Consider the following 18,407-nt stretch of genomic DNA (forward strand, 5'->3'; position numbering starts at 1 on the left):
GGACAGATCGTGCAATGTCTGCAACACCAGCACCGACGCCGCGACCTCACCCGGCAGACTCGGCCGCCCGGTCGAGCTCGGGAACAGATCCTCGAACAACCCGGCCGGGAACACCTCACCACGATGCTCAGCCAAGAACCCGAACACGCTCCCGGCCGGCACCAGATGCCCGACCAACGCCCGAGCGTCCATCAACTCCTGATCAACCCCAGCTGAACCCTGCACCCCACAATCGTCCCAGCACGGTCACCACACGACCGGGCCAACACGCAGGTTATTCAGCAGGCTCCTAGTGCGCCGTGTCGGGAGTTCCGTTGCGCTACCGGCGCCCAGGCACGCACCTCGCGGCAGCGGAGAAACGACCACGATGGAAAACATCGAGGCCGCTCCTCCGCCACCACGAGGCACGCACCTGAACACCGCTATCGCTAACGCAACTCCCGGCACGGCGCACTAGAGCTTGTGAGGCGGGCAGACCCCACTGCCAGGACTCACAGCGGGCAGCGGCATTGCAGCACCAGTTAGAGCGGTGTGGGGATGCGCGGCAGCAATCGGTACGCCGGTAGCTGCCGCCAACGCCAGTACGTCGTGCCGCGAGGTCACCGCAACCGCGGGGTCCTGCTCGTAGACGTAGGTCAGCTCAGGCCACCGTGCCTGCGCCGGATGAACCAGTACGTCGCCGCCAAGCACCGCGCGCTCAGTCACCACGCACTGATGCCCGGGTGTATGCCCCGGCGTCGGCAGTAGCCGCAGCCCGCCGTCCAGCGTGGTCTCGCCATCCACAGCCCGCAGTTGCCCCGCATCAGCCAGAGGCTTGATCAACCGCTCGTACTTCGCCACGTCCCGCACGTGCTCCAACTCAGCCTGCTGCACCACATAGGTCGCATTGCAGAACCGCGGCAACTCCTCCGCCAGGTTCCAGCCGGTGTGATCAGTATGGATATGAGTCAGTACCACGGTGTCGATCTCATCAGCCCGTACGCCGGCCGTCTCCAGCAACCCAGGAAGCCGCCCCGCCGTCCCGAGCCACTCAGCCGCTTCACCGCCAGCCGGCCCGATCCCCGTATCAACCAGTACTGCGCCCGCCGCCGACGTCACCAGGTAGCTATGGAAATGCAGCCACCACCCACCGTCCGCGGCGACGTTGCCTGGCATCGCCAGCGACGTCCACCGCTGATGCTCGTCACCCCAGCCCGGGAGTGCGTCCTCAACAGCTTCCGGAAACACCGCCACCGCATCACACAGCACCGTGACATCCACGGACAGGACGTTAGTGCGCAGGCAGGATCATCCAGACGGCCAGGGTCGTCATGATCAGCGCGATGCCGCCGTCGAGGAACTGCCAGGCCCGGGGGCGGGCGAAGATCGGGCCCAGTTTGCGGGCGAAGAAGCCGAGGGTGAAGAACCAGCCGAAGCTTGCCGCGACCGAGCCGAGGCCGTAGATCCAGCGGCCGTCCGGGCCGCGCTGGTTCGCCAGGGAGCCGAGCAGCACGACCGTGTCCAGGTACACGTGGGGGTTGAGATACGTGAAGCCGAGGCAGGTCAGAACGACGCTGCGCAACGCGGTCGGCGCGTGATCGGCTGGGCTCAGGGCCGAGGGCTTCAGGGCTCGCCGGGCCGCGATCGCGGCGTACGTGAGGAGGAAGAGCGCGCCGCCGTAGCGCGCCAGGTTCAGCGCGAGTTCGCTGCTTGTCAGCAGGGCGCCGAGGCCGGCGATGCCGCTCGTGATGAGCAGCGCGTCGGACAGTGAGCAGATCAGGACCACCGGCAGCACGTGCTCGCGTCGCAGTCCCTGGCGCAGCACGAAGGCGTTCTGCGCGCCGATCGCGATGATCAGGGAGAGCGTGGTGGCGAAGCCGGCAAGGAGGGGCATGCTTCGACCGTAGGAGTTGACCAGGCAACAAACCAGCTAAAGTTCTTTCAGTACCATTAGCAACGCTTAAGCAAGGAATTGCATGCAACTCGACTCAGCTCAGCTGGACACCTTCGCGGCCGTGATCGACGAAGGCAGCTTCGACGCGGCGGCTCGCAGGTTGCAGATCACTCCGTCGGCCGTCAGTCAGCGGATCAAGGCGATGGAGAGCCGCCTCGGCCACGTACTGGTGCAGCGGACCAAACCAGCCCTGGCGACCGAAGCAGGCGAGGCCGTACTGCGCCTCGCGCGGCAGGTCTCGTTGCTGGAGGTCGAGGCGATCGCCGCGGTCAAGGGAAAGCTGGAAGGCCTGCGACTCCCGATCGCGGTGAACGCGGACTCGCTGAACAACTGGTTCCTGCCGGTGCTCTTCGCCGTACCGCCGGAGCTGGTCACCGCGTTCGACCTGCGCCAGGAGGATCAGGACCACTCGGCTGAGCTACTGCGCAACGGTACGGTGCTGGCCGCGGTCACCGGCGATCCACGACCGGTGCAGGGCTGCCGGGTGCAGCCGCTCGGCAAGATGCGGTACCTGTCGGTTGCGACGCCGGAGTTCGCCGATCGCTGGCTGACCGGGCGGCCGTTGCCGGAGGCGCTCGCGGCAGCGCCGATGATCGTCTTCAACACCAAGGACATGCTGCAGCACCGGTTGCTCCGCAAGGTCACCCGGCGCCGGCTCGATCCGCCCACCCACTCGATTCCCGCGCCGGGGCCGTTCGTCCGGGCGATCCGGCTCGGCCTCGGCTGGGGGATGATCGAGGAGGAGATGGTGGAGGACGAGCTGGCCGACGGCCGGCTGGTGGAAGTTGCCAAGGGCAAGTACGTCGACGTACCGCTGTACTGGCAGCACTGGAAGCTCGACTCCGCCGTCCTGGACGCCCTCACGGCCGCCGTACTCCAGGCTGCCGCAACCGGCCTCCGGACCAGTCGAGCCCACCCGCGCTGACGCCGGGCGCGGCAAACTGCACGATGTCTAAGACGGATGTGCAAGTACCATCGGTGGATGGGAAACCGTGAAGCGCTGATCGAGGGTGCCAAGAGTTGCCTGATGCAGAAGGGCTACAGCCGGACCACTGCGCGCGATATCGCGACGACGGCCGGGGTGAGCCTGGCCGCGATCGGCTATCACTTCGGTTCCAAGGAAGCGCTGATGAACGAGGCGATGCGCCAGGCGCTCGACGAGTGGGGCGCGGACGTCGGCAAGACGATGGCCAGCGGGCTGAGTCCGGACGTCGACGGCCGGGAGCGGTTCGTGGCGACGTGGGGTCAGGCGGTGAAGACCCTGTCGTCACCGGCCAGCCGCGCGCTGTGGGTCACGCAGTACGAGGTGCTGAGTCTGGGGGCGCATCTACCGGAGCTGCTCGAGGAGTTGTCCAAGCTGCAGGGCGAGGCGCGGGCAGGTCTGGCGACAATGTTCGGCGCCGCGGACGAGGACACCGACCCGGAGACCGTCCAGCAGGTCGGCACCTTCTACCAGGCGCTGCTGCTCGGCGTCATCGCGCTCTGGCTGTTCGACCCGTCCAAGGCCCCCAAAGGCGAAGACCTGGCCAAGGCAATCCAGCTAGTAGCGAAACAGTTAGCGCCCTGAGTCGGACGTTCGTGCGCCGGAGCTGAAGCACGAACGTCCGACTCAGGGCGCTAGGCTCCTGAGATGAAGAAAGCCATTCCGCTTGCCCTGGGTCTGCTGCTGACTGTGCTCGGTGTGGTGTGGGCGCTGCAGGGCCTTGGCTACATCAGCGGGAGCTCGATGTCGGGCAAGAGCATCTGGGCGATCCTCGGGCCGGTCGTGGCGGCGTTCGGGGTTTCCTTGCTCTACGTCACTCTCCGGGGTCCGCAGAAGAAGCGCTAGCTGGGGCTGTCGAAGCGGTACTGCCCGGAGCCGACAGTGTGGCGCATGCCGTTGGGGAGGACGATGTCGGCGACGGTGTTGACCGGCACGGTGACGTTGAGCGTGACCCGGCTGGCGTGACGGCGCCAGCTTGCGTGGACTCGGCCTCGGACGGTGTCGAGGTCGAGCGAGGCACCAGGCAGGTGCGCAGTGACGCGCGGCTCGACCTTGAAGCGGGCCCAGCCTGGCTCAAGTGGCTCCAGGCCGACTGCTCGTTCGATCAGCCATTGGACGGGCGCGCTGAGGGTCGGGTCGTTGTGGGCCCGCGAGTGGTCCTCCCAGGATTCCCAGAAGGTGGTCGCGCCGAGCCGACGGAGGTGCCCGTACGACGGATACGTGGTCTGGGCGAGCACTGCTACGGCCAGGTCGGGTCGGCCATGGTCGGAGAGTGCATAGGCGAGTGCACTGGTGCCCATGGATCCTGTGTTCAGGTGCTGGCGGCGGGCCTCCACGTCGGCCGCCAGCCGGTTGACGACGCGGCGTACGTTGCCGGACGGTACGAGGTCGAACGCCAGCGGCAGGGCATTACTGGTCTGCCTGTACTCCGTGGTCTCGGCGGTTCGGTAGATCGAGCCGTCGAAGAACGCCTCGTTGAACCGCTCGACCAGGCGCTTCAGTTCTGCGTTCCACGCTTCCCGGGGGCGGCCGAGCAGATCGGCGATCGCGATTCCTTCCCGCAGGCTGGCGATCACGAACGCGGTGCCGACCAGTTGGCCACCTTCGGGTCCTCGGGGATGCTGGCCGAGCTCGATGCCAGGCGGGTACCAGTCGCCGAAGACGTCGTCGGCGAGACCGGCCTTCAGTTGGCTGACGGTCCAGTCGATTGCCCGGCGCACGGAGTCGAAATGCCGGGCGGGAACGGTGCGGTCGCGGTACATGATCCAGTGTCGGTGGACGAGGTAGGAGTAAAGGCCGCTGTAGACCGGCGATAACAGGAAGCCGGCCGGCAGTGGGCCGAGCGGTGCGATCAGAGGGATCTCACCACTGCTGCCCTGGGCCGCCTGGATGTCGCTCAGCCAGTGCTCCAGCAGCCGGGCCGCGCCGAACTGGTACGCCATCGGCCCGACCGCGTTGCGGGCAGGGCCGAGCCAGCCGACCTTGCTGAAGGGAGAGGCATCCGGATAACCGTGCAGCCCGTTGAGCGCCGTCCGGCGGAAGGCAGTCACGATCCACTGCAGCTCACGCTGCTCCAGCTTGATCTGCAGGGTGTTCGTGAGATCGCTGCTCACCGGAACCGCGACGAGGTCGATGGGCCGCGTCGTACCGGTCACCTCGATGTAGCGGAAACCCTTGTAGCTGTACGCCGCCTCCCAAGTCACCCGGCCGCGCCCAGAGTCGGATGCCGCCGTGTACTCATCGATCTGGAAGCGTCCGTCCAGTGCGGGGTTCTCCACACCACCAGGGGTTCCGGGCCGGATACGCCCGCCGGCCGCGAGCTTCTCGTGGTACAGCAGCCGCACGGTGGTTCCCGGAGCCAGGTCGGCGGTGAGGCGTGCCCAGCCGGCCACCACCACGCCGAAGTCGTACTGCCAGACGCCGGGCGCGGGTGAGGTGACAGCAACGGGCCGGATCGGCTTCTCGGTGCGGATGTGTTCACCGGGGTAGGCCTCCAGCACTCCTCCCGGGGCCGAGACGATCCTCGCCGCCCGCCAGGACGAGTCGTCGTACTGCGGACGATCCCAGCCGTCGAGGGCGGCGGCCCGGCGGGCGTCGTACGACTCACCGGCGAATACGCCCTCGGAGGTGGTCGGTCCCTCGGTGAGATGCCAGGTCTGGTCTGAAGCGAGCTTGAGCTTTCGACCGTCGACGAGCTTGATCTCCAGCTGCGCGATGAGCTGTGGTTCGGCGATCCAGCGGGCGAGGTTCGTGCCGTCGCTGTCCGGTGCTCTGGTCGAGTAGTGGCCACGACCAAGCGCCACCCCGAGGACGTTGCGGCCCTTGGTGAGCAGGTTCGTGACGTCATGGATCGTGTAGAGGAGTCGCCGGTCGTAGTCCGTGGCGATCGGTGAGAGGACAAAATCGCCGATGCGCTTGCCGTTGACTGAGGCAACCGCCCGGCCGAGCCCGCAGAGGTACAGCCTCGCTTCGGCGATCGGTCCGGGGACCGTGAACTCCTTGCGCACCAACGGATTCGCCGGCGGCGCGGGTGGCAGACAGCACAGCCAGCGGTCATCCAGCGTGAGGGACCTCCCGTCGGCGAAGGCGGTTCCGCCGGGGTACGGGCTGTCGTCGGTGGAGCTGTCGTCGTCCGGGCGACCTGTGGCCGACAACCAGCTGAGCTTCCCCTCTGCCTCGGAGATCTCCAGGTAGTACTTGCCGGCTGGGGCGTCGAGGTCGAGGCGTGCCAGGGCGCTGCCGAACTGGTCGCCGGTCAGCTTGAGGTGCTCTTGCGCAACGACCTCGCCACCGATCCCTCCGCGGTACAGCGCCACCTTGCAGTTCGCGGTACCGGCTGGTGTGAGGTCGAGCAGCACCGCGACCGCGGTGAACGAGTCGTCGGACGTGAAGCTCTGCCCCAACGTGTGTCCGGGCAGCAGCTCAGCGGGTTGGAACTGCCCGGGCGGGAGCGTGCGGACCGGCGGGGGAATGCGGATCCCACTGCCGATCCACTCGGCGGTCCACTCAGCTCGATCGAGGTAGGCGGTCTCAAACGTCGCCTCAGCCGGCCGCCCGACCTGGCCCGCCTCGTCGCGTACCTGGACCGTCCACTGATACCGCGTCCGCGACCTCAGCGGCGGCCCGCCGTACTCGCGGCCGGTCTGTTCCAGCGACACCACCCAGCCCGAGTCCCACACCTCCGTCCCGGCCGGCCCAGCGACGGTGATCCTGTACGCCGACTGCGCCCGCCCGCGGCCGTCTGCCTCAAGTTTCCAGGCGAATCGCGGTCGGGCGGCTCCGATCCCCAACACGTCACGAAGGTGATCGGTCGTCAGACCAACCGGCCGGAGCGGATTGCCTCCGAGTTGGGCGTACGGCGGGTCGGCGCTGGCGGGGATCGCAACGGCGCCGGCGGCAGTTCCACCCGCCAAGGCACCGAGGATGGTTCGACGACGCGGCACAGGCATCGAAGTCTCCTTCCCAGGGTTGACTGATACCCATACTGTCCGCCAACCCCGCCCGCCCGCGTCGGCCAGCGGGAGACACCACCAGTACTGCGCCCGTCGTACCCGCCGCAGTAGCCGATCGGATGATTTGTGACTGCTATGAATGGCTCCTCAGGCGGCCAGCTGGAACACCGGCAGGTCTTCCAGGCCGTCGTGACGACCGCTCACGCGGGTCAGGTACTGGGTGGCTTGCAGACTGACAGACAGTTCGGCCAACTGGTGGCAGCCTGCGGTGATCGCTTCTTGCAGCGTCGGCCACTGGTCGACGCACCAGTATGGGTCGTCGGGCTGGCGGTCGTGGTCGTCGTCGATGTCGGCGCACCAGCCGCCGGCGTACGCGTGGTGGATGTGCAGTCTGAGGTTCATGGTCGTTGCTTCGTCGAGGGGCTCAGTGTCGAGGGGATCAGTGTCGAGGTGGGATCAGTACGGGAGCGGCCGGCCGGACGGGGTCCGGAGGTCGAGGGGCGGTGGGGTCCTGCTGGTCAGTGTCCGCAGCGGCCTGCGACGGATCTGGATCTGGGTCTTGCGCATCGTCTTCCTCCTGCCTGAGTTGCGGTGAGGCCGTCGTACTGTCGTCGACTACCTGGTATGAACAACTTCCCAGGTCGAAAGTTCGGGCGCATGCGGGGAATTGCCCATTTCGGTACCTACCTGGCCCTTAGATGGTTCCGGGGGATCCCTACGGAACCATCGGGGGCGGGTAAGGGTCACTGGTCGCGCTCAGCGGACGGTGAGCCGGACGACGGCGTATTCGCCCCGAGGTCCGCAGAAGAAGCAGAAGTAGAGGTAGGCAGGTCGGCGGCGTCCCAGCGCATGGCCATCGGGTTGTCGTCGGGGACCAGGCCGGCGGCCATGATGCCGCCGGTGATCGGGCGGATCAGGCGGTCGAGTTCCGCCGCGTTCTCGTCGCCGAAGGCGGCCCAGCCCTGCTCGGCCAGCCGGTCGGTGGTGTCCTCGACCTCCTGACGCAGCGTGTGCCCAGCATCAGTCAGTACGCCGTCCGCCGTCAGCAACCCGCGTACCCGAAGGTCCTCCGACCCGGCGGCCCACTCCTCGTCGCTCCAACGCCTGTTGAGCTGGAAGACCTGCTTGGACGGGCCACCGGCGGCGGAGATGGTGATGCAGGCTTGGCATGGCGACAGACCTGCACCGACCAGTGCGGCGACATGCCCGTCACCGCGAGACTCTCTGAGGATCGTGGTGGCCTGCCACAGCACCAGGTGCGGCTCATCCGGCCAGTCGAGTGCCGCGTTGGCCGCAGCGATCGGCCTGCCCGCTGTGGGCGCCAACTCCGCTGCTTGACGGGCTAGCTCGGCCGCGCGGCGTATCGGCGTACTGGAGTCAGGGAACCGGCGTACTGCGCTGTCGACCGCCTGCAGGCGTGCGGCGAGGAGCTGTGCTGGTGTGGCGAAGTCCCACGCGTCCGGGATGGCTCTGGCGACCATGGACGGGTGGAAGTTGTAGAACACGGCTGTGACGAGCTCCGGGCCCACTGCGCCCAGTGGGGCGGCTCGGCAGGCGAAGTAGCTCATCCAGCCGCCACGCAGACCTAGTGCGTCCGTGGCCTTCCTGGTGTCGGGCGCGAAGTAGGTGATCGCGTGGAACGGCTCCAGCACTTTCCACAGCCGGCGGGCGCGGGACTCGGTCATATCGCCGATCCAACCAGATTCTCTGGCAATGAGAAGCGGTCAGAGTGGGCGATGCATCACGTGTAGGCCGACGTACCCGTGGGACGGGCTGAGGAAGGCCTCGGGCACGGTGCCGATGATGTCGAAGCCGAGTGACTGCCAGAGTTTGACCGCGGTGGTGTTGGACTCGACCACCGCGTTGAACTGGATCGAGCGGAAGCCGGTTCGGGCGGCCCAGTCGATCATGTCCTGGCAGAGCGCCCGGCCGGCGCCCTGGCCGCGAGCTGCCGCGTCGACCATGAAGCTCGCGCTGGCTACATGGGCGCCAGGGCCGGGACGGTTCGGGTACATGTTGGCGCTGCCCAGGACCTTGCCCTCGGCAGCGATCGCGACGGTGGTCCGGGCCAGCGGCGACGAGGACGGTGACATCCACATCGCTTCCGCCTGCTCGAAGGTCAGCGACGGATCGTAGGCATAGGTCTCGCGCGCGGTGATGATCTCCTGGAAGAACGGCCAGATCGCGGCCCAGTCGTCCGCGACGGCTTCTCTGATCTCCACAACTGCCCTTCCGCTGGATCTGCAGTGCGAAAAGCATCACTCACCCAGCGGACGATGCCAACTGCATTCCGCCGCACCGGATAAACTCATAGAGGATGACAAACACTGTTTTCCATGGGTTGCCGCGCTGGAGTCTGGCCGTGCCCCCGCTCGCGCTCGTCGTCCTGGTGGTGTCCTGGGGCCGGAACCCCGGCGCGGTGCTGCTCATCCTCGTCTGTGCCGCTCTGGGCGCCGCGGTGATCGCCGCCGTCCACCACGCCGAAGTCGTCGCGCATCGCGTCGGCGAACCGTTCGGCACCCTGATCCTCGCCCTCGCGGTGACCGTGATCGAGGTCGCGCTGATCGTCACGCTGATGGCGTCCGGCGGTGACAAGGCCGCCTCGCTGGCGCGCGACACCGTCTTCGCCGCGGTGATGATCACCTGCAACGGCATCCTCGGTCTCGCGCTGGTGGTCGGTTCGCTGCGGCACAACACGCAGGAGTTCCGGGTGCACGCGTCCGGCAGCTTGCTCGCTGTGATGACTGCGCTGGTCACTCTCAGCCTGGTCCTGCCGACCTTCACGACCAGTACTCCGGGCGCCACCTTCAGCACGGCACAGCTCGCCTTCGCGGGCGTCGCGTCGCTGGTGATGTACGGCGTCTTCGTTTTCGTGCAGACCATCCGGCACCGCGACTACTTCCTCCCCGTGGCCGACCCGGCAGCCGAGGCAGCGCCCGCAGTCGAGGCCGACCCGGTAGTCGAGGCCGAGGCCGGGGCCGACGATGAGGACCAGGAGGAGGCCCACGCGGCAGCGCCCAGCGGCAAGGTCGCGTTGCTGAGCCTGGGACTCCTGTTCGGCTGCCTGATCGCCGTCGTCGGTCTGGCGAAGACGGTCTCGCCGAAGCTGGAGTCCGCGGTCGAGTCGGCCGGCGCGCCGCTCGCGGTCGTCGGCGTGGTGATCGCGTTGCTGGTGCTGCTGCCGGAGACGGTTGCCGCAGTACGGGCCGCACTGCGGAACCGTCTTCAGACCAGCCTGAACCTCGCGCTCGGCTCGGCCCTGGCCAGTATCGGACTGACGATACCGGCGATCGCCGTCGCGTCGATCTGGCTCAGTGGGCCGCTAGTTCTCGGCTTGGGCGGCAAGGAGATGGTGCTGTTCGCGCTGACGGTGGTGGTCAGCATGCTCACCCTGGCGACCGGCCGGGCCACCCTGCTGCAGGGTGCGGTCCACCTGATGATCTTCAGCTCCTTCCTCTTCCTCGCCGTCAGCCCTTGAGGCTGTCGAGGTAGTCGACGACCTCCTGCTGGTGACTGTGCTCAGCCCAGCCACGCGGCGTGCTGTGATAGCTGGGGTCCTCGACCGTCGGGTCGGCGCCGAGTTCGATCAGCTTCTTGACGGTGTCGAGGTGACCCAGGAGCGCCGCCTGGTGCAGCGGTGTCCTCATCGCCAGGATGTTCAGGTCGAACCCCAGTTCCTTCAACTGTTGCATCGCCTCCGTCCGCCCAAGCTCCGCGGCACGGATCGGCACGAACGGGTTTCGCCGTACTGCGCGCGCAGCCAACTCAGGATCGGCATCCACCGACTCCCCCCGTACCGCGGCCGCATACAACTCATGAACGTCGTCCAGCGGTGCCGCGCCCGCAGCCAGGAGCAACGCGGCGATCTCGGTGTGACCCGAAACCGAGGCCAGCTCGTACGCGCGATGGCCGCAGAAGACCGGATGCTCGGTACCGCGACCATCGGGATCAATGCCTTGGGCAAGCATCAGCTCGACCCGATGCGGCAGCCCTGCTGAGGAAGCGAAAACGAGCTCATCCTCAAGCAACTGCCGAGGCGTTTGATGCGAGGTCGTCATCCGCTCGTGCCAAGGACCACCGTCGCCCTTCCCCAGACCGAACTCGAGCAGCAGCTCCAAATGGTCATCGTCGTACAGCGGTGGGCAGCCCGGTCCGCAGTTGTACATCGTCTGACTGTCGTTGGCATCGGCACCGGCTTCGAGCAGTATCCGGGCCAGTTCCAGCCGGTTCTGGTGCGGGGGTTGATCGCCCTCACCTCGACCGAAAGCGCCTGTCAGTGCGGTGAAAGGCGATGGCATGCCCTGCCACAAGTAGCCGGCATTCGGATCGGCGCCGTTGGCAAGCAACAGTCGAGCGATCTCCAGTGGCGCCTGATCGGAGACTGCAAGGCGCGAATAGCTCAAGTACAGCAGGGGTTCCCAGCGGAACGGTCCGCCCTCACGGCGGGCGAGCGAGGGATCCGCGGCCAGCGTCGCACGGACGGCCTCCACTTCGCCGGCCACCACCTGGGTATAGATGTTGCTCAGAGCAACTTCATCGAGCAGTGTGCGGGCCGCGGTCTGCCGGGCGGGATCATCCTGTCCGTAGTGCAGTACTGCGAGTCGCAGGAACTCGTCGATGCGCTGACCACGAGTGTGGAGTGGCCCGCCGATCTCCTGGCGGTGCGGGTAGCGGCTGTAGCGCTCGACGATCTCCAAGTGATGCACGAGTCGCGGCCAGCTGGCGAAGCCGTAGCTCCGGGCGATCACCACCTGCGCGTCGGCCAGGGTAGCCACCGGATGGAACTCGGCGGCCAGCGCGACGGCTTCGGGGTCCTCGGCGCGGACCTGCTTGAGCAGGCTCTTGGCCTGCTTCTTCAGGTGGTCAAGGCTCGGCGGATTGGGAAGATTCCGGGTCGGCATAGCGACCTCCTCTCTGCGTGCCTGCTGTCCGCGTCGTCAGGCGAGAAAGGAGGTGGGCCGTACGAACTCAACCTCGAGATCAGGTGGGCTAAGCCCTTCCCGCGGACCGGTGGCACCCTGAGTGCCTAGACCCGATCGTACGGCGTCACGGCTTTTCCATCCACCATTCGGTGAATTCGTGCGCGCGCCCGTCGCGGTCCAGGCGGATCACCCACAGGTTGCTGAACTCGCCGGGTGGATCGGTCCGGTACGTCGTCCAGCCGCGGACGAAGCCGACGCCGTCGCCGAACCCGAGCACCTGGTACTCGAACAGCGTCTCGCCCGGCGCGTCGGCGACCTCGAGCCAGGCGTTCACGATCGCGTCCCGGCCGAGTACGGGCTCCTCGTCGGGACGACGGTAGAACGCGGCGTCCTCGGTCCACAACGCCGCGATGTGCTCGGGATCGTTCGACTCCCACGCCTTCCGGTACGCCGTCACCCAGCGATCCAGGTGCTTCTCCTTCAGCGCCATAGCCGGCATTCTGCCGCGCGATGAACTGATCGGCGGGGAGGATGCGAGGTATGGCGACTTGGGTGTTCGACGGAATCGGCCTGCCGGCCGGGGAACAGGTTCATCTCGAGGCCGGATCGGGTGACCCGCAGCCGTTGCCGGGCCGGTTCGCGCTGCCGGGGCTGGTGGACTCGCACTGCCATCTGACCATCGGCGTCGGCGTCGGCGAGCGCAGTCTGGTCCTGCAGGGCGAGGACGCCGCCAGCGCGATGCTCGACGACCTCGCGCAGGCCGGAGTCGGCGCGCTGCGGGACGTCGGTGGGGATCGCTCCATCACGCTGAAGCTCGCGTCCAGCCCCGAGGACGGCCGGCCCGTGGTCCTCGCCGCCGGGCGGTTCGTCGCACCGAAGGGCGGCTACTTCCCCGGGCTGCACGAACCGGTACCGGCTGAGGAGTTGGTCGCCGCGATCGAGGCCGAGCTGGACGCCGGCGCCACCTGGATCAAGCTGGTCGGAGACTTCCCCGAGGTCGGACCGGACGGCCCGATCCCCGGCAGCACGATGACGCCGAACTACGAGCTCGACGCCGTTGCCGAGATGGTCGCCGCGGTCCATGCCCGGGGCGCGCGGGTCGCGGTGCACACCACCACCGACGTGGTCAGCGACCTGATCCGGGTAGGCATCGACTCGGTCGAGCACGGCACGACCATCACGGCCGAAGACCTCGAAACGCTAGGGGCCCGCGGTGGCGCCTGGACCCCCACGCTGTCCGCCATCATGCATGGCTCCCCGGACGACAGCCCGGAGCTGATCGAGCGGCGCCGGATCCGTTCGGAGTACATGGCCTCGATGCTGCCGCTCGCCCGCCAGTACGGCGTACGGGTGCTGGCTGGGTCTGATGTCTTCGGGACCGTCGCCAGCGAGGTGGACCAGCTGGTCAAGCACGGGCTGTCCGTCACCGAGGCGTTGGAGGCGGCAAGCACGTCGGCGCAGGACTTCCTCGGGCTGACCGGTCAGGGTGACCTCGTCACCTACGACGCCGACCCGCGGGACCATCCCGAAGTACTGGCCACGCCGGCGGCCGTCGTACTGCGAGGCCGGCGCATCCGCTGAGACCCAGCTCACCATGGCTGGTTCTTGAACATGTTCAAAAGATCGGCCTACTCTCGTCATGTCAACGAATTGAACGTGTTCAAAAAGTGAGGACGTGGTGAGAATGACGGTGGTCACCTACCTGATCTACCTGCTGATCGCGGTACCGCTGACGATCTGGGTGGCGCGGACGCTGAGCCGGAACGGGCGGATCTTCCTGGTCGACGTGTTCCACGGCAACGAGGACTTCGCCGACGCGGTGAACAGGCTGCTGGTGGTCGGCTTCTATCTGGTCAACCTCGGCTTCGTGACGCTGTTCCTGCGGACCGGCAGTACCGTGATCGACGCCCGCGGGGTGATCGAGCAGCTCAGCGTGAAGGTCGGCATCGTGATGGTCGTGCTCGGCGTCCTGCACCTGCTGAACGTGTGGGTCTTCAACGCCTTCCGCCGCCGTAGCCGGCTGGAGCAGATGACCACGCCCCCGGTGCCGCCGAACGGCTTCCTCGGCGGCCACCTGACCGGGACCGAGCAGCCGATGCCCGCGGGCTACTGACAGACCATGCAGCGGTTGGTGGTGCTGTACGACGCGCACTGTGGGCTCTGCCGGCGCTTCAAGGAGTGGCTGGCGGCGCAGAAGCCGGCGGGGGACGGCATGGGTGGAGTTGTCCGGCTCGGATTCGTCGCGGCGGGGTCGACGGAAGCGAGACGGCTCTACCCGGCGCTGGATCACGCGGCCACACTGCGCGACGTGACAGTGGTCGCCGACGACGGATCGGTGTACGTCGGCGACCGGGCCTGGATCGTGTGCCTCTGGGCGACCGGGGAGCACCGGGCTACCGCAGTACGGCTGTCGGCTCCTGCGATGCGGCCGGTGGCGCGGGCGATCGTCCAGGCGGCGGCAGGGCTGCGGAGCTGGAATCGGGAGTGGACTGGGGGTGACTACGCTGACGGATGTGACGGACAGTGCGACCGCCAAGGGTGAGCAGACTCGGGAGCTGATCCTTTCGACGGCTCTGCGGTTGTTCCGCGAGCAGGGCTACGGCAAGACGACCATGCGAGCCATCGCGGCCGAAGCCGGCGTCTCGGTCGGCAACGCGTACTACTACTACAGCTCCAAAGAGCACCTGATGCAGGCGTACTACGACCACCTGCAGGAGCAGCATCGCGAAGCGACCGTGGCGATCCTGGCCGGCGAGAAGTCGTTCCCCAAACGGCTCACCGGCGTACTGCGGAGCTGGCTGGAGGTGTCGGAGCCGTACCACGAGTTCGCCGGGACGTTCTTCAAGTCGGCCGCGGAGCCGAAGAGCCCGCTGTCGCCGTTCAGCGAGCAGTCCAGGCCGGCCCGGGAAGCGAGTGTCGAGACCTTCCGCCAGGTGGTGGAGGGCTCGGACCTCAAGCTCCCGGCCGACCTGCGAGCGGAACTGCCGGAACTGCTCTGGCTGATGCAGATGGGGATCGTGCTCTTCTGGGTCCACGACGACAGCAAAGGCCTACGCCGCACACACCTGCTGATCACAAGCACGGTGCCACTGGTCGACCGCCTGCTCCGGCTGACCCGCATCCCCGGCGTCCGGGGCGTGGTGACGGACTTGGTCGGCGTGATCCGCTCAATCAAGACTGCTTGAGCCCTCTGAGCTGACGCAAGCAAGCGTCTCTGGTGTGTCGGCATGCGGCCAGAGCTCACGGCGTACCAGCTCGATGTCTTCTAGGTAGGCGATCGCCTTGGAGATCGAGGCGGGGCGGATCTTGCGCCGGTTCGGGGGCAACTTCCTCCCCGCTCGGCGAGGGGTGATCGACTTTGGTTACGGGCTGGGCGTCGTTCGGCGGGTTGGGTGCCTGGCCGGTGCACAAGGTGGCTGGGGTGGGCAAAGGGGGCGAATGATCAGGTGCTGTTGGGCTGGGCTGGGCTGGCGGGGGCGGGATGGCAGGGGCGAGACCTCGTGCACCACTTTGCTGGACGCCACGGCATGCGGCCAGTCGGCCAGCCAGTCGATTGGCGTCGCCTGTTCGTCACCTCGCCTTTGTGGCAGCGGACGAGCGACGGAGGAGCGAGGTAGCTGGGGGTAGGGAGCGGCGACGCAGGAGCCGCGTGGGCGTCCGCCGTACGGAGCTACTCGCCGGTGAGGCCGTCGAGGCGTTGGCGGAACAGGTCGGCGTGGCCGTTGTGGCGGGCGTACTCCTGGATCATGTGGAAATAGAGGTAGCGCACGGAGTGGTCGGGTTCCATCTTCGGCCGGCGGAAGATGTCGTCGAGCGAGTGGCCGGCGACGATCTGGTCGGAGAGCTTGATCGTCTCGCGGTAGTCGGCCAGGTCCGCCTCGGCGTGCGCCGGGTCGACCAGGTCGAAGTCGCCGTCGGGGTATTCCTGGCTCCACGTCTTCAGGATGTCGAGCGGGCGGCCGTCCAGGCAGCACTGGAACCAGTACCGCTCGACCTCGCACGCGTGCCGGATCAGCCCGAGCAGCGTCATCGTGGACGGCTCGAGCCTGGTTTCGACGAGTTGCTCGCCGGTCAGGCCGGCGGTCTTCCACAGCAACGTGCCGCGATGGAAGTCGAGGAACCCCTGCAGGAGTTCACGCTCGCTGGCTACTTTCGGCGGATCTACCCGGAACTGCTCGGCGGCGGTCACCGCCAGAAGATACCCAGATCAGGTAACTCTCTGCCAGTGGTCCCGGCGTGCCGTACACTGATTGTGACGGCCCGCCCAGTTCTGCCTCGGGCCGATTGAGTGCACACGCTGCGCTAGCAGTCGACCACCACGCGCCGCGGCCCAAAGGCTGCGCCGGGCAGGACGACCCCCCGATCTTTTGGAGTACTTCATGGCGGCACGCCGCCCCAGCACCACCACGCCCAATTCCGTTTCTACCGCGGGACCCGCGCGCGCCCAGGGTGAGGCCCCGGCGCGCCCCCGTCGCCGCCGCCGTACCGGTGCCCCTGGCAACAATCCCGGTACTGACGGTGCGCGACTGCTTGCTGACAGCAAGCAAGCCGAAAGCTCCGTCGAGGTCGCCCCCGCGGTGATCGACGACAACATCACCTTCGACCAGCTCGGCGTTCCGGCCGGCCTGGTCAAGGCGCTGGCCACGGCCGGCATCCTCAAGCCGTTCCCGATCCAGGCGGCGACGCTGCCGGACTCGCTGGCCGGCAAGGACGTGCTCGGTCGCGGCCGGACCGGTTCCGGCAAGACCTACGCGTTCGTCCTGCCCGTGCTCGCGCGGCTCACCACCAGCACCTCCAAGCGCCGGCCGAACCAGCCGCGCGCGCTGATCCTGGCGCCGACGCGTGAGCTCGCGACCCAGATCCAGGCATCGATCACGCCGCTGACCGACGCGCTCGACCTGCGCACGATGACGGTCTTCGGTGGCGTCGGGCACGGCCCGCAGATCACCGCGCTGCGTCGCGGCGTCGACATCGTGATCGCCTGCCCGGGCCGGCTCGAGGACCACGTCAAGGCCGGCCACGCCCGGCTCGACGCGGTCGAGATCACCGTGCTGGACGAGGCCGACCACATGGCCGACCTCGGCTTCCTGCCCGCCGTACGGCGGATCCTCGAGGCGACTCCGTCGACCACGCAGCGGCTGCTCTTCTCGGCCACGCTGGACGCCGGCGTCGACGTCCTGGTCAAGCGGTTCATGAAGTCGCCGGTGACCCACAGCGTCGACTCGGCCCAGTCGCCGGTCGCGAAGATGACCCACCACGTGCTGCACGTTCAGGCCGACTCCCGGCTGCCGGTGCTCGTCGACCTGACGGCGGCACCGGGCCGCACACTCGTCTTCACCAGGACGAAGTACGGCGCCAAGTCGCTCACGAAGAAGCTCATCGCGCAGGGTGTCCCTGCCGTCGAGCTGCACGGCAACCTGTCTCAGGGTGCCCGCACGCGAAACCTGGAGGCCTTCTCCGACGGCTCCGCGAAGACGCTGGTCGCGACCGACATCGCGGCCCGGGGTATCCACGTCGACGACGTCACGCTGGTGATCCACGCGGATCCGCCGATCGAGCACAAGGCCTACCTGCACAGGTCCGGCCGTACTGCGCGCGCCGGGGCCGAGGGCACCGTCGTCACGCTGATGACCGACGACCAGGTCCGCGACGTCCGGGACCTGACCCGCAAGGCCGGTATCGCCGCGACGGTGACCAAGCTCCGCGTCGGCGACCCGCTGCTCGCCAAGCTGGCTCCGGGCGAGCGCACCTTCGTTGAGCCGACCCTGAAGCCCGTCACCGAGGAAGACTCGGTACGCCGCGGTGCCGGCAGTGGCGGCGGTCGTGGTCGCGGCGCCCGTCGTGGCGCCGGCGCTGGATCCGCACAGGGCTCTGGTCGTGGTGCTCGCTCTGCGGGCGGCCGTGGCTCTGCCGCTGGTGGCGGCTCCGGTAGCGGCCGTGGTGCGAGCGGCGGCGGCCGGGGCGCTGGCTCCGGTGGACAGGGCGGACGGGCGTCTGGCGGAGGCCAGACGACCAAGACCCGGTCTCAGGGGCGCGGTGGCTCGGCAGCGCCGAAGACCTACAGCACCACCACACCCGGCGCGAGCACTCGCCCCGCAGGCGCAGCGGCCTTCTCGGCCGGCACCCGCGCCGGCGGCACCCGACGCGGTCGCTGACAAGCGCTAATAGTTGGCTAATCGAGGACCCGGTCAGACATCGTCTGACCGGGTCCTTCTCGCGGTACGGTTCGCGAGTGAACACGATCGCTCAGATCTTCGTCGTCCTGGCCGGTGTCTTCCACCTTGCCGTCTTCGCCATGGAGAGCCTGGTCTTCATGAAGCCGAGCACCTACAAGCGCTTCGGGATCCCGACCGAGGCCGAGGCGACGATCTCCAAGCCGTGGGCCTTCAACCAGGGCTTCTACAACCTGTTCCTCGCGCTCGGTGCGCTCGGCGGACTCGTTGCCGGGGGCGACAAAGGGCACGCGATCTCGTTGTTCGCGTGTGCCTGCATGGCCGGCGCCGGGGTCGTGCTGGTCGCGTCGAACCGCCGGATGGCGCAGTCGGCCGCCCTGCAAGCAGGTCCGCCGATCATCGCGCTGGTGCTCGCCGCCGTCCTCTGAAAGATGCTGCGTCCCC

The 18,407-nt window shown here is 67.8% G+C and carries 19 protein-coding genes and 1 pseudogene; 10 read left to right on the plus strand and 10 right to left on the minus strand.

What is annotated here, in order from left to right; translation table 11 throughout:
- From A3ES_RS49930 to A3ES_RS0138305, 3 genes and pseudogenes are all read right to left on the minus strand, one after another.
- Positions 1-225, minus strand: a pseudogene (locus tag A3ES_RS49930) (IS5/IS1182 family transposase); the annotation flags it as partial.
- 228 nt (positions 226-453) lie between these two features.
- Positions 454-1,260 (minus strand): MBL fold metallo-hydrolase, encoded by an 807-nt coding sequence (locus A3ES_RS0138300; protein ID WP_020392137.1) that lies wholly within the window; start codon positions 1,258-1,260, stop codon positions 454-456.
- Between the two features lie 10 nt (positions 1,261-1,270).
- Positions 1,271-1,873 (minus strand): LysE/ArgO family amino acid transporter, encoded by a 603-nt coding sequence (locus A3ES_RS0138305; protein WP_020392138.1) that lies wholly within the window; start codon positions 1,871-1,873, stop codon positions 1,271-1,273.
- An 82-nt stretch (positions 1,874-1,955) separates the two neighbouring features.
- Here A3ES_RS0138305 and A3ES_RS0138310 point away from each other — a divergent pair, with 82 nt between their 5' ends.
- From A3ES_RS0138310 to A3ES_RS0138320, 3 genes are all read left to right on the plus strand, one after another.
- Positions 1,956-2,858, plus strand: coding sequence for a LysR family transcriptional regulator ArgP (locus A3ES_RS0138310; RefSeq protein ID WP_020392139.1), 903 nt, complete (start codon positions 1,956-1,958; stop codon positions 2,856-2,858).
- 57 nt (positions 2,859-2,915) lie between these two features.
- Entirely contained in the window at positions 2,916-3,500 is a 585-nt protein-coding gene (locus A3ES_RS0138315) for a TetR/AcrR family transcriptional regulator (RefSeq protein WP_026163591.1), read from the plus strand.
- Between the two features lie 63 nt (positions 3,501-3,563).
- Positions 3,564-3,761, plus strand: coding sequence for a hypothetical protein (locus A3ES_RS0138320; protein WP_020392141.1), 198 nt, complete (start codon positions 3,564-3,566; stop codon positions 3,759-3,761).
- Here the strand turns inward: A3ES_RS0138320 and A3ES_RS0138325 are convergent.
- The 4 genes from A3ES_RS0138325 to A3ES_RS0138345 all read right to left on the minus strand — a co-directional run bounded on the left by A3ES_RS0138325 (position 3,758) and on the right by A3ES_RS0138345 (position 9,090).
- Positions 3,758-6,865 carry a family 78 glycoside hydrolase catalytic domain gene (locus A3ES_RS0138325; RefSeq protein ID WP_020392142.1) on the minus strand — a complete coding sequence of 1,036 codons (3,108 nt, stop codon included), beginning with the start codon at positions 6,863-6,865 and terminating at the stop codon, positions 3,758-3,760. The two genes, A3ES_RS0138320 and A3ES_RS0138325, sit on opposite strands and share 4 nt — an antisense overlap.
- 150 nt (positions 6,866-7,015) lie before the next feature.
- Positions 7,016-7,270, minus strand: a complete 255-nt coding sequence (locus A3ES_RS49935) for a hypothetical protein (RefSeq protein ID WP_020392143.1) — start codon at positions 7,268-7,270, stop codon at positions 7,016-7,018.
- A gap of 341 nt (positions 7,271-7,611) precedes the next feature.
- Positions 7,612-8,553: an SCO6745 family protein gene (locus A3ES_RS0138340; protein ID WP_020392145.1), complete on the minus strand. Its 942-nt coding sequence runs from the start codon at positions 8,551-8,553 to the stop codon at positions 7,612-7,614.
- A 39-nt stretch (positions 8,554-8,592) separates the two neighbouring features.
- On the minus strand, positions 8,593-9,090 hold the full coding sequence (locus A3ES_RS0138345; RefSeq protein ID WP_020392146.1) for a GNAT family N-acetyltransferase: 498 nt from the start codon (positions 9,088-9,090) through the stop codon (positions 8,593-8,595).
- Between the two features lie 95 nt (positions 9,091-9,185).
- Here A3ES_RS0138345 and A3ES_RS0138350 point away from each other — a divergent pair, with 95 nt between their 5' ends.
- A complete protein-coding gene (locus tag A3ES_RS0138350; RefSeq protein ID WP_026163592.1) occupies positions 9,186-10,346 on the plus strand; it encodes a calcium:cation antiporter in 1,161 nt (386 codons plus the stop codon).
- Here A3ES_RS0138350 and A3ES_RS0138355 read toward each other — a convergent pair.
- Both A3ES_RS0138355 and A3ES_RS0138360 read right to left on the minus strand, forming a co-directional pair.
- Positions 10,336-11,769 carry an ankyrin repeat domain-containing protein gene (locus A3ES_RS0138355; protein WP_020392148.1) on the minus strand — a complete coding sequence of 478 codons (1,434 nt, stop codon included), beginning with the start codon at positions 11,767-11,769 and terminating at the stop codon, positions 10,336-10,338. The two genes, A3ES_RS0138350 and A3ES_RS0138355, sit on opposite strands and share 11 nt — an antisense overlap.
- A 145-nt stretch (positions 11,770-11,914) precedes the next feature.
- Positions 11,915-12,280, minus strand: a complete 366-nt coding sequence (locus tag A3ES_RS0138360) for a nuclear transport factor 2 family protein (protein WP_020392149.1) — start codon at positions 12,278-12,280, stop codon at positions 11,915-11,917.
- 50 nt (positions 12,281-12,330) lie between these two features.
- Here A3ES_RS0138360 and A3ES_RS0138365 point away from each other — a divergent pair, with 50 nt between their 5' ends.
- The 4 genes from A3ES_RS0138365 to A3ES_RS0138380 all read left to right on the plus strand — a co-directional run bounded on the left by A3ES_RS0138365 (position 12,331) and on the right by A3ES_RS0138380 (position 14,975).
- Entirely contained in the window at positions 12,331-13,371 is a 1,041-nt protein-coding gene (locus A3ES_RS0138365; protein ID WP_020392150.1) for an amidohydrolase family protein, read from the plus strand.
- Positions 13,372-13,474: 103 nt separating this feature from the next.
- On the plus strand, positions 13,475-13,903 hold the full coding sequence (locus A3ES_RS49940; RefSeq protein WP_020392151.1) for a hypothetical protein: 429 nt from the start codon (positions 13,475-13,477) through the stop codon (positions 13,901-13,903).
- Between the two features lie 6 nt (positions 13,904-13,909).
- Positions 13,910-14,332, plus strand: a complete 423-nt coding sequence (locus tag A3ES_RS49945) for a thiol-disulfide oxidoreductase DCC family protein (protein ID WP_020392152.1) — start codon at positions 13,910-13,912, stop codon at positions 14,330-14,332.
- A complete protein-coding gene (locus A3ES_RS0138380) occupies positions 14,304-14,975 on the plus strand; it encodes a TetR family transcriptional regulator (protein ID WP_020392153.1) in 672 nt (223 codons plus the stop codon). Before A3ES_RS49945 ends, A3ES_RS0138380 begins: the two co-directional genes overlap by 29 nt.
- Before the next feature lie 485 nt (positions 14,976-15,460).
- On the opposite strand, the gene A3ES_RS0138385 is transcribed toward A3ES_RS0138380, so the two are convergent.
- Positions 15,461-15,979, minus strand: coding sequence for a DinB family protein (locus tag A3ES_RS0138385; protein WP_020392154.1), 519 nt, complete (start codon positions 15,977-15,979; stop codon positions 15,461-15,463).
- A gap of 190 nt (positions 15,980-16,169) precedes the next feature.
- On the opposite strand from A3ES_RS0138385, the gene A3ES_RS0138390 reads away from it, so the two are divergent.
- Both A3ES_RS0138390 and A3ES_RS0138395 read left to right on the plus strand, forming a co-directional pair.
- Positions 16,170-17,945 (plus strand): DEAD/DEAH box helicase, encoded by a 1,776-nt coding sequence (locus tag A3ES_RS0138390; RefSeq protein WP_237745173.1) that lies wholly within the window; start codon positions 16,170-16,172, stop codon positions 17,943-17,945.
- A 77-nt stretch (positions 17,946-18,022) separates the two neighbouring features.
- On the plus strand, positions 18,023-18,391 hold the full coding sequence (locus A3ES_RS0138395; protein WP_020392156.1) for a DUF1304 domain-containing protein: 369 nt from the start codon (positions 18,023-18,025) through the stop codon (positions 18,389-18,391).
- The last annotated feature ends 16 nt before the right edge of the window (positions 18,392-18,407 follow it).

Source organism: Kribbella catacumbae DSM 19601 (assembly GCF_000372465.1).
Lineage (GTDB): Bacteria > Actinomycetota > Actinomycetes > Propionibacteriales > Kribbellaceae > Kribbella > Kribbella catacumbae.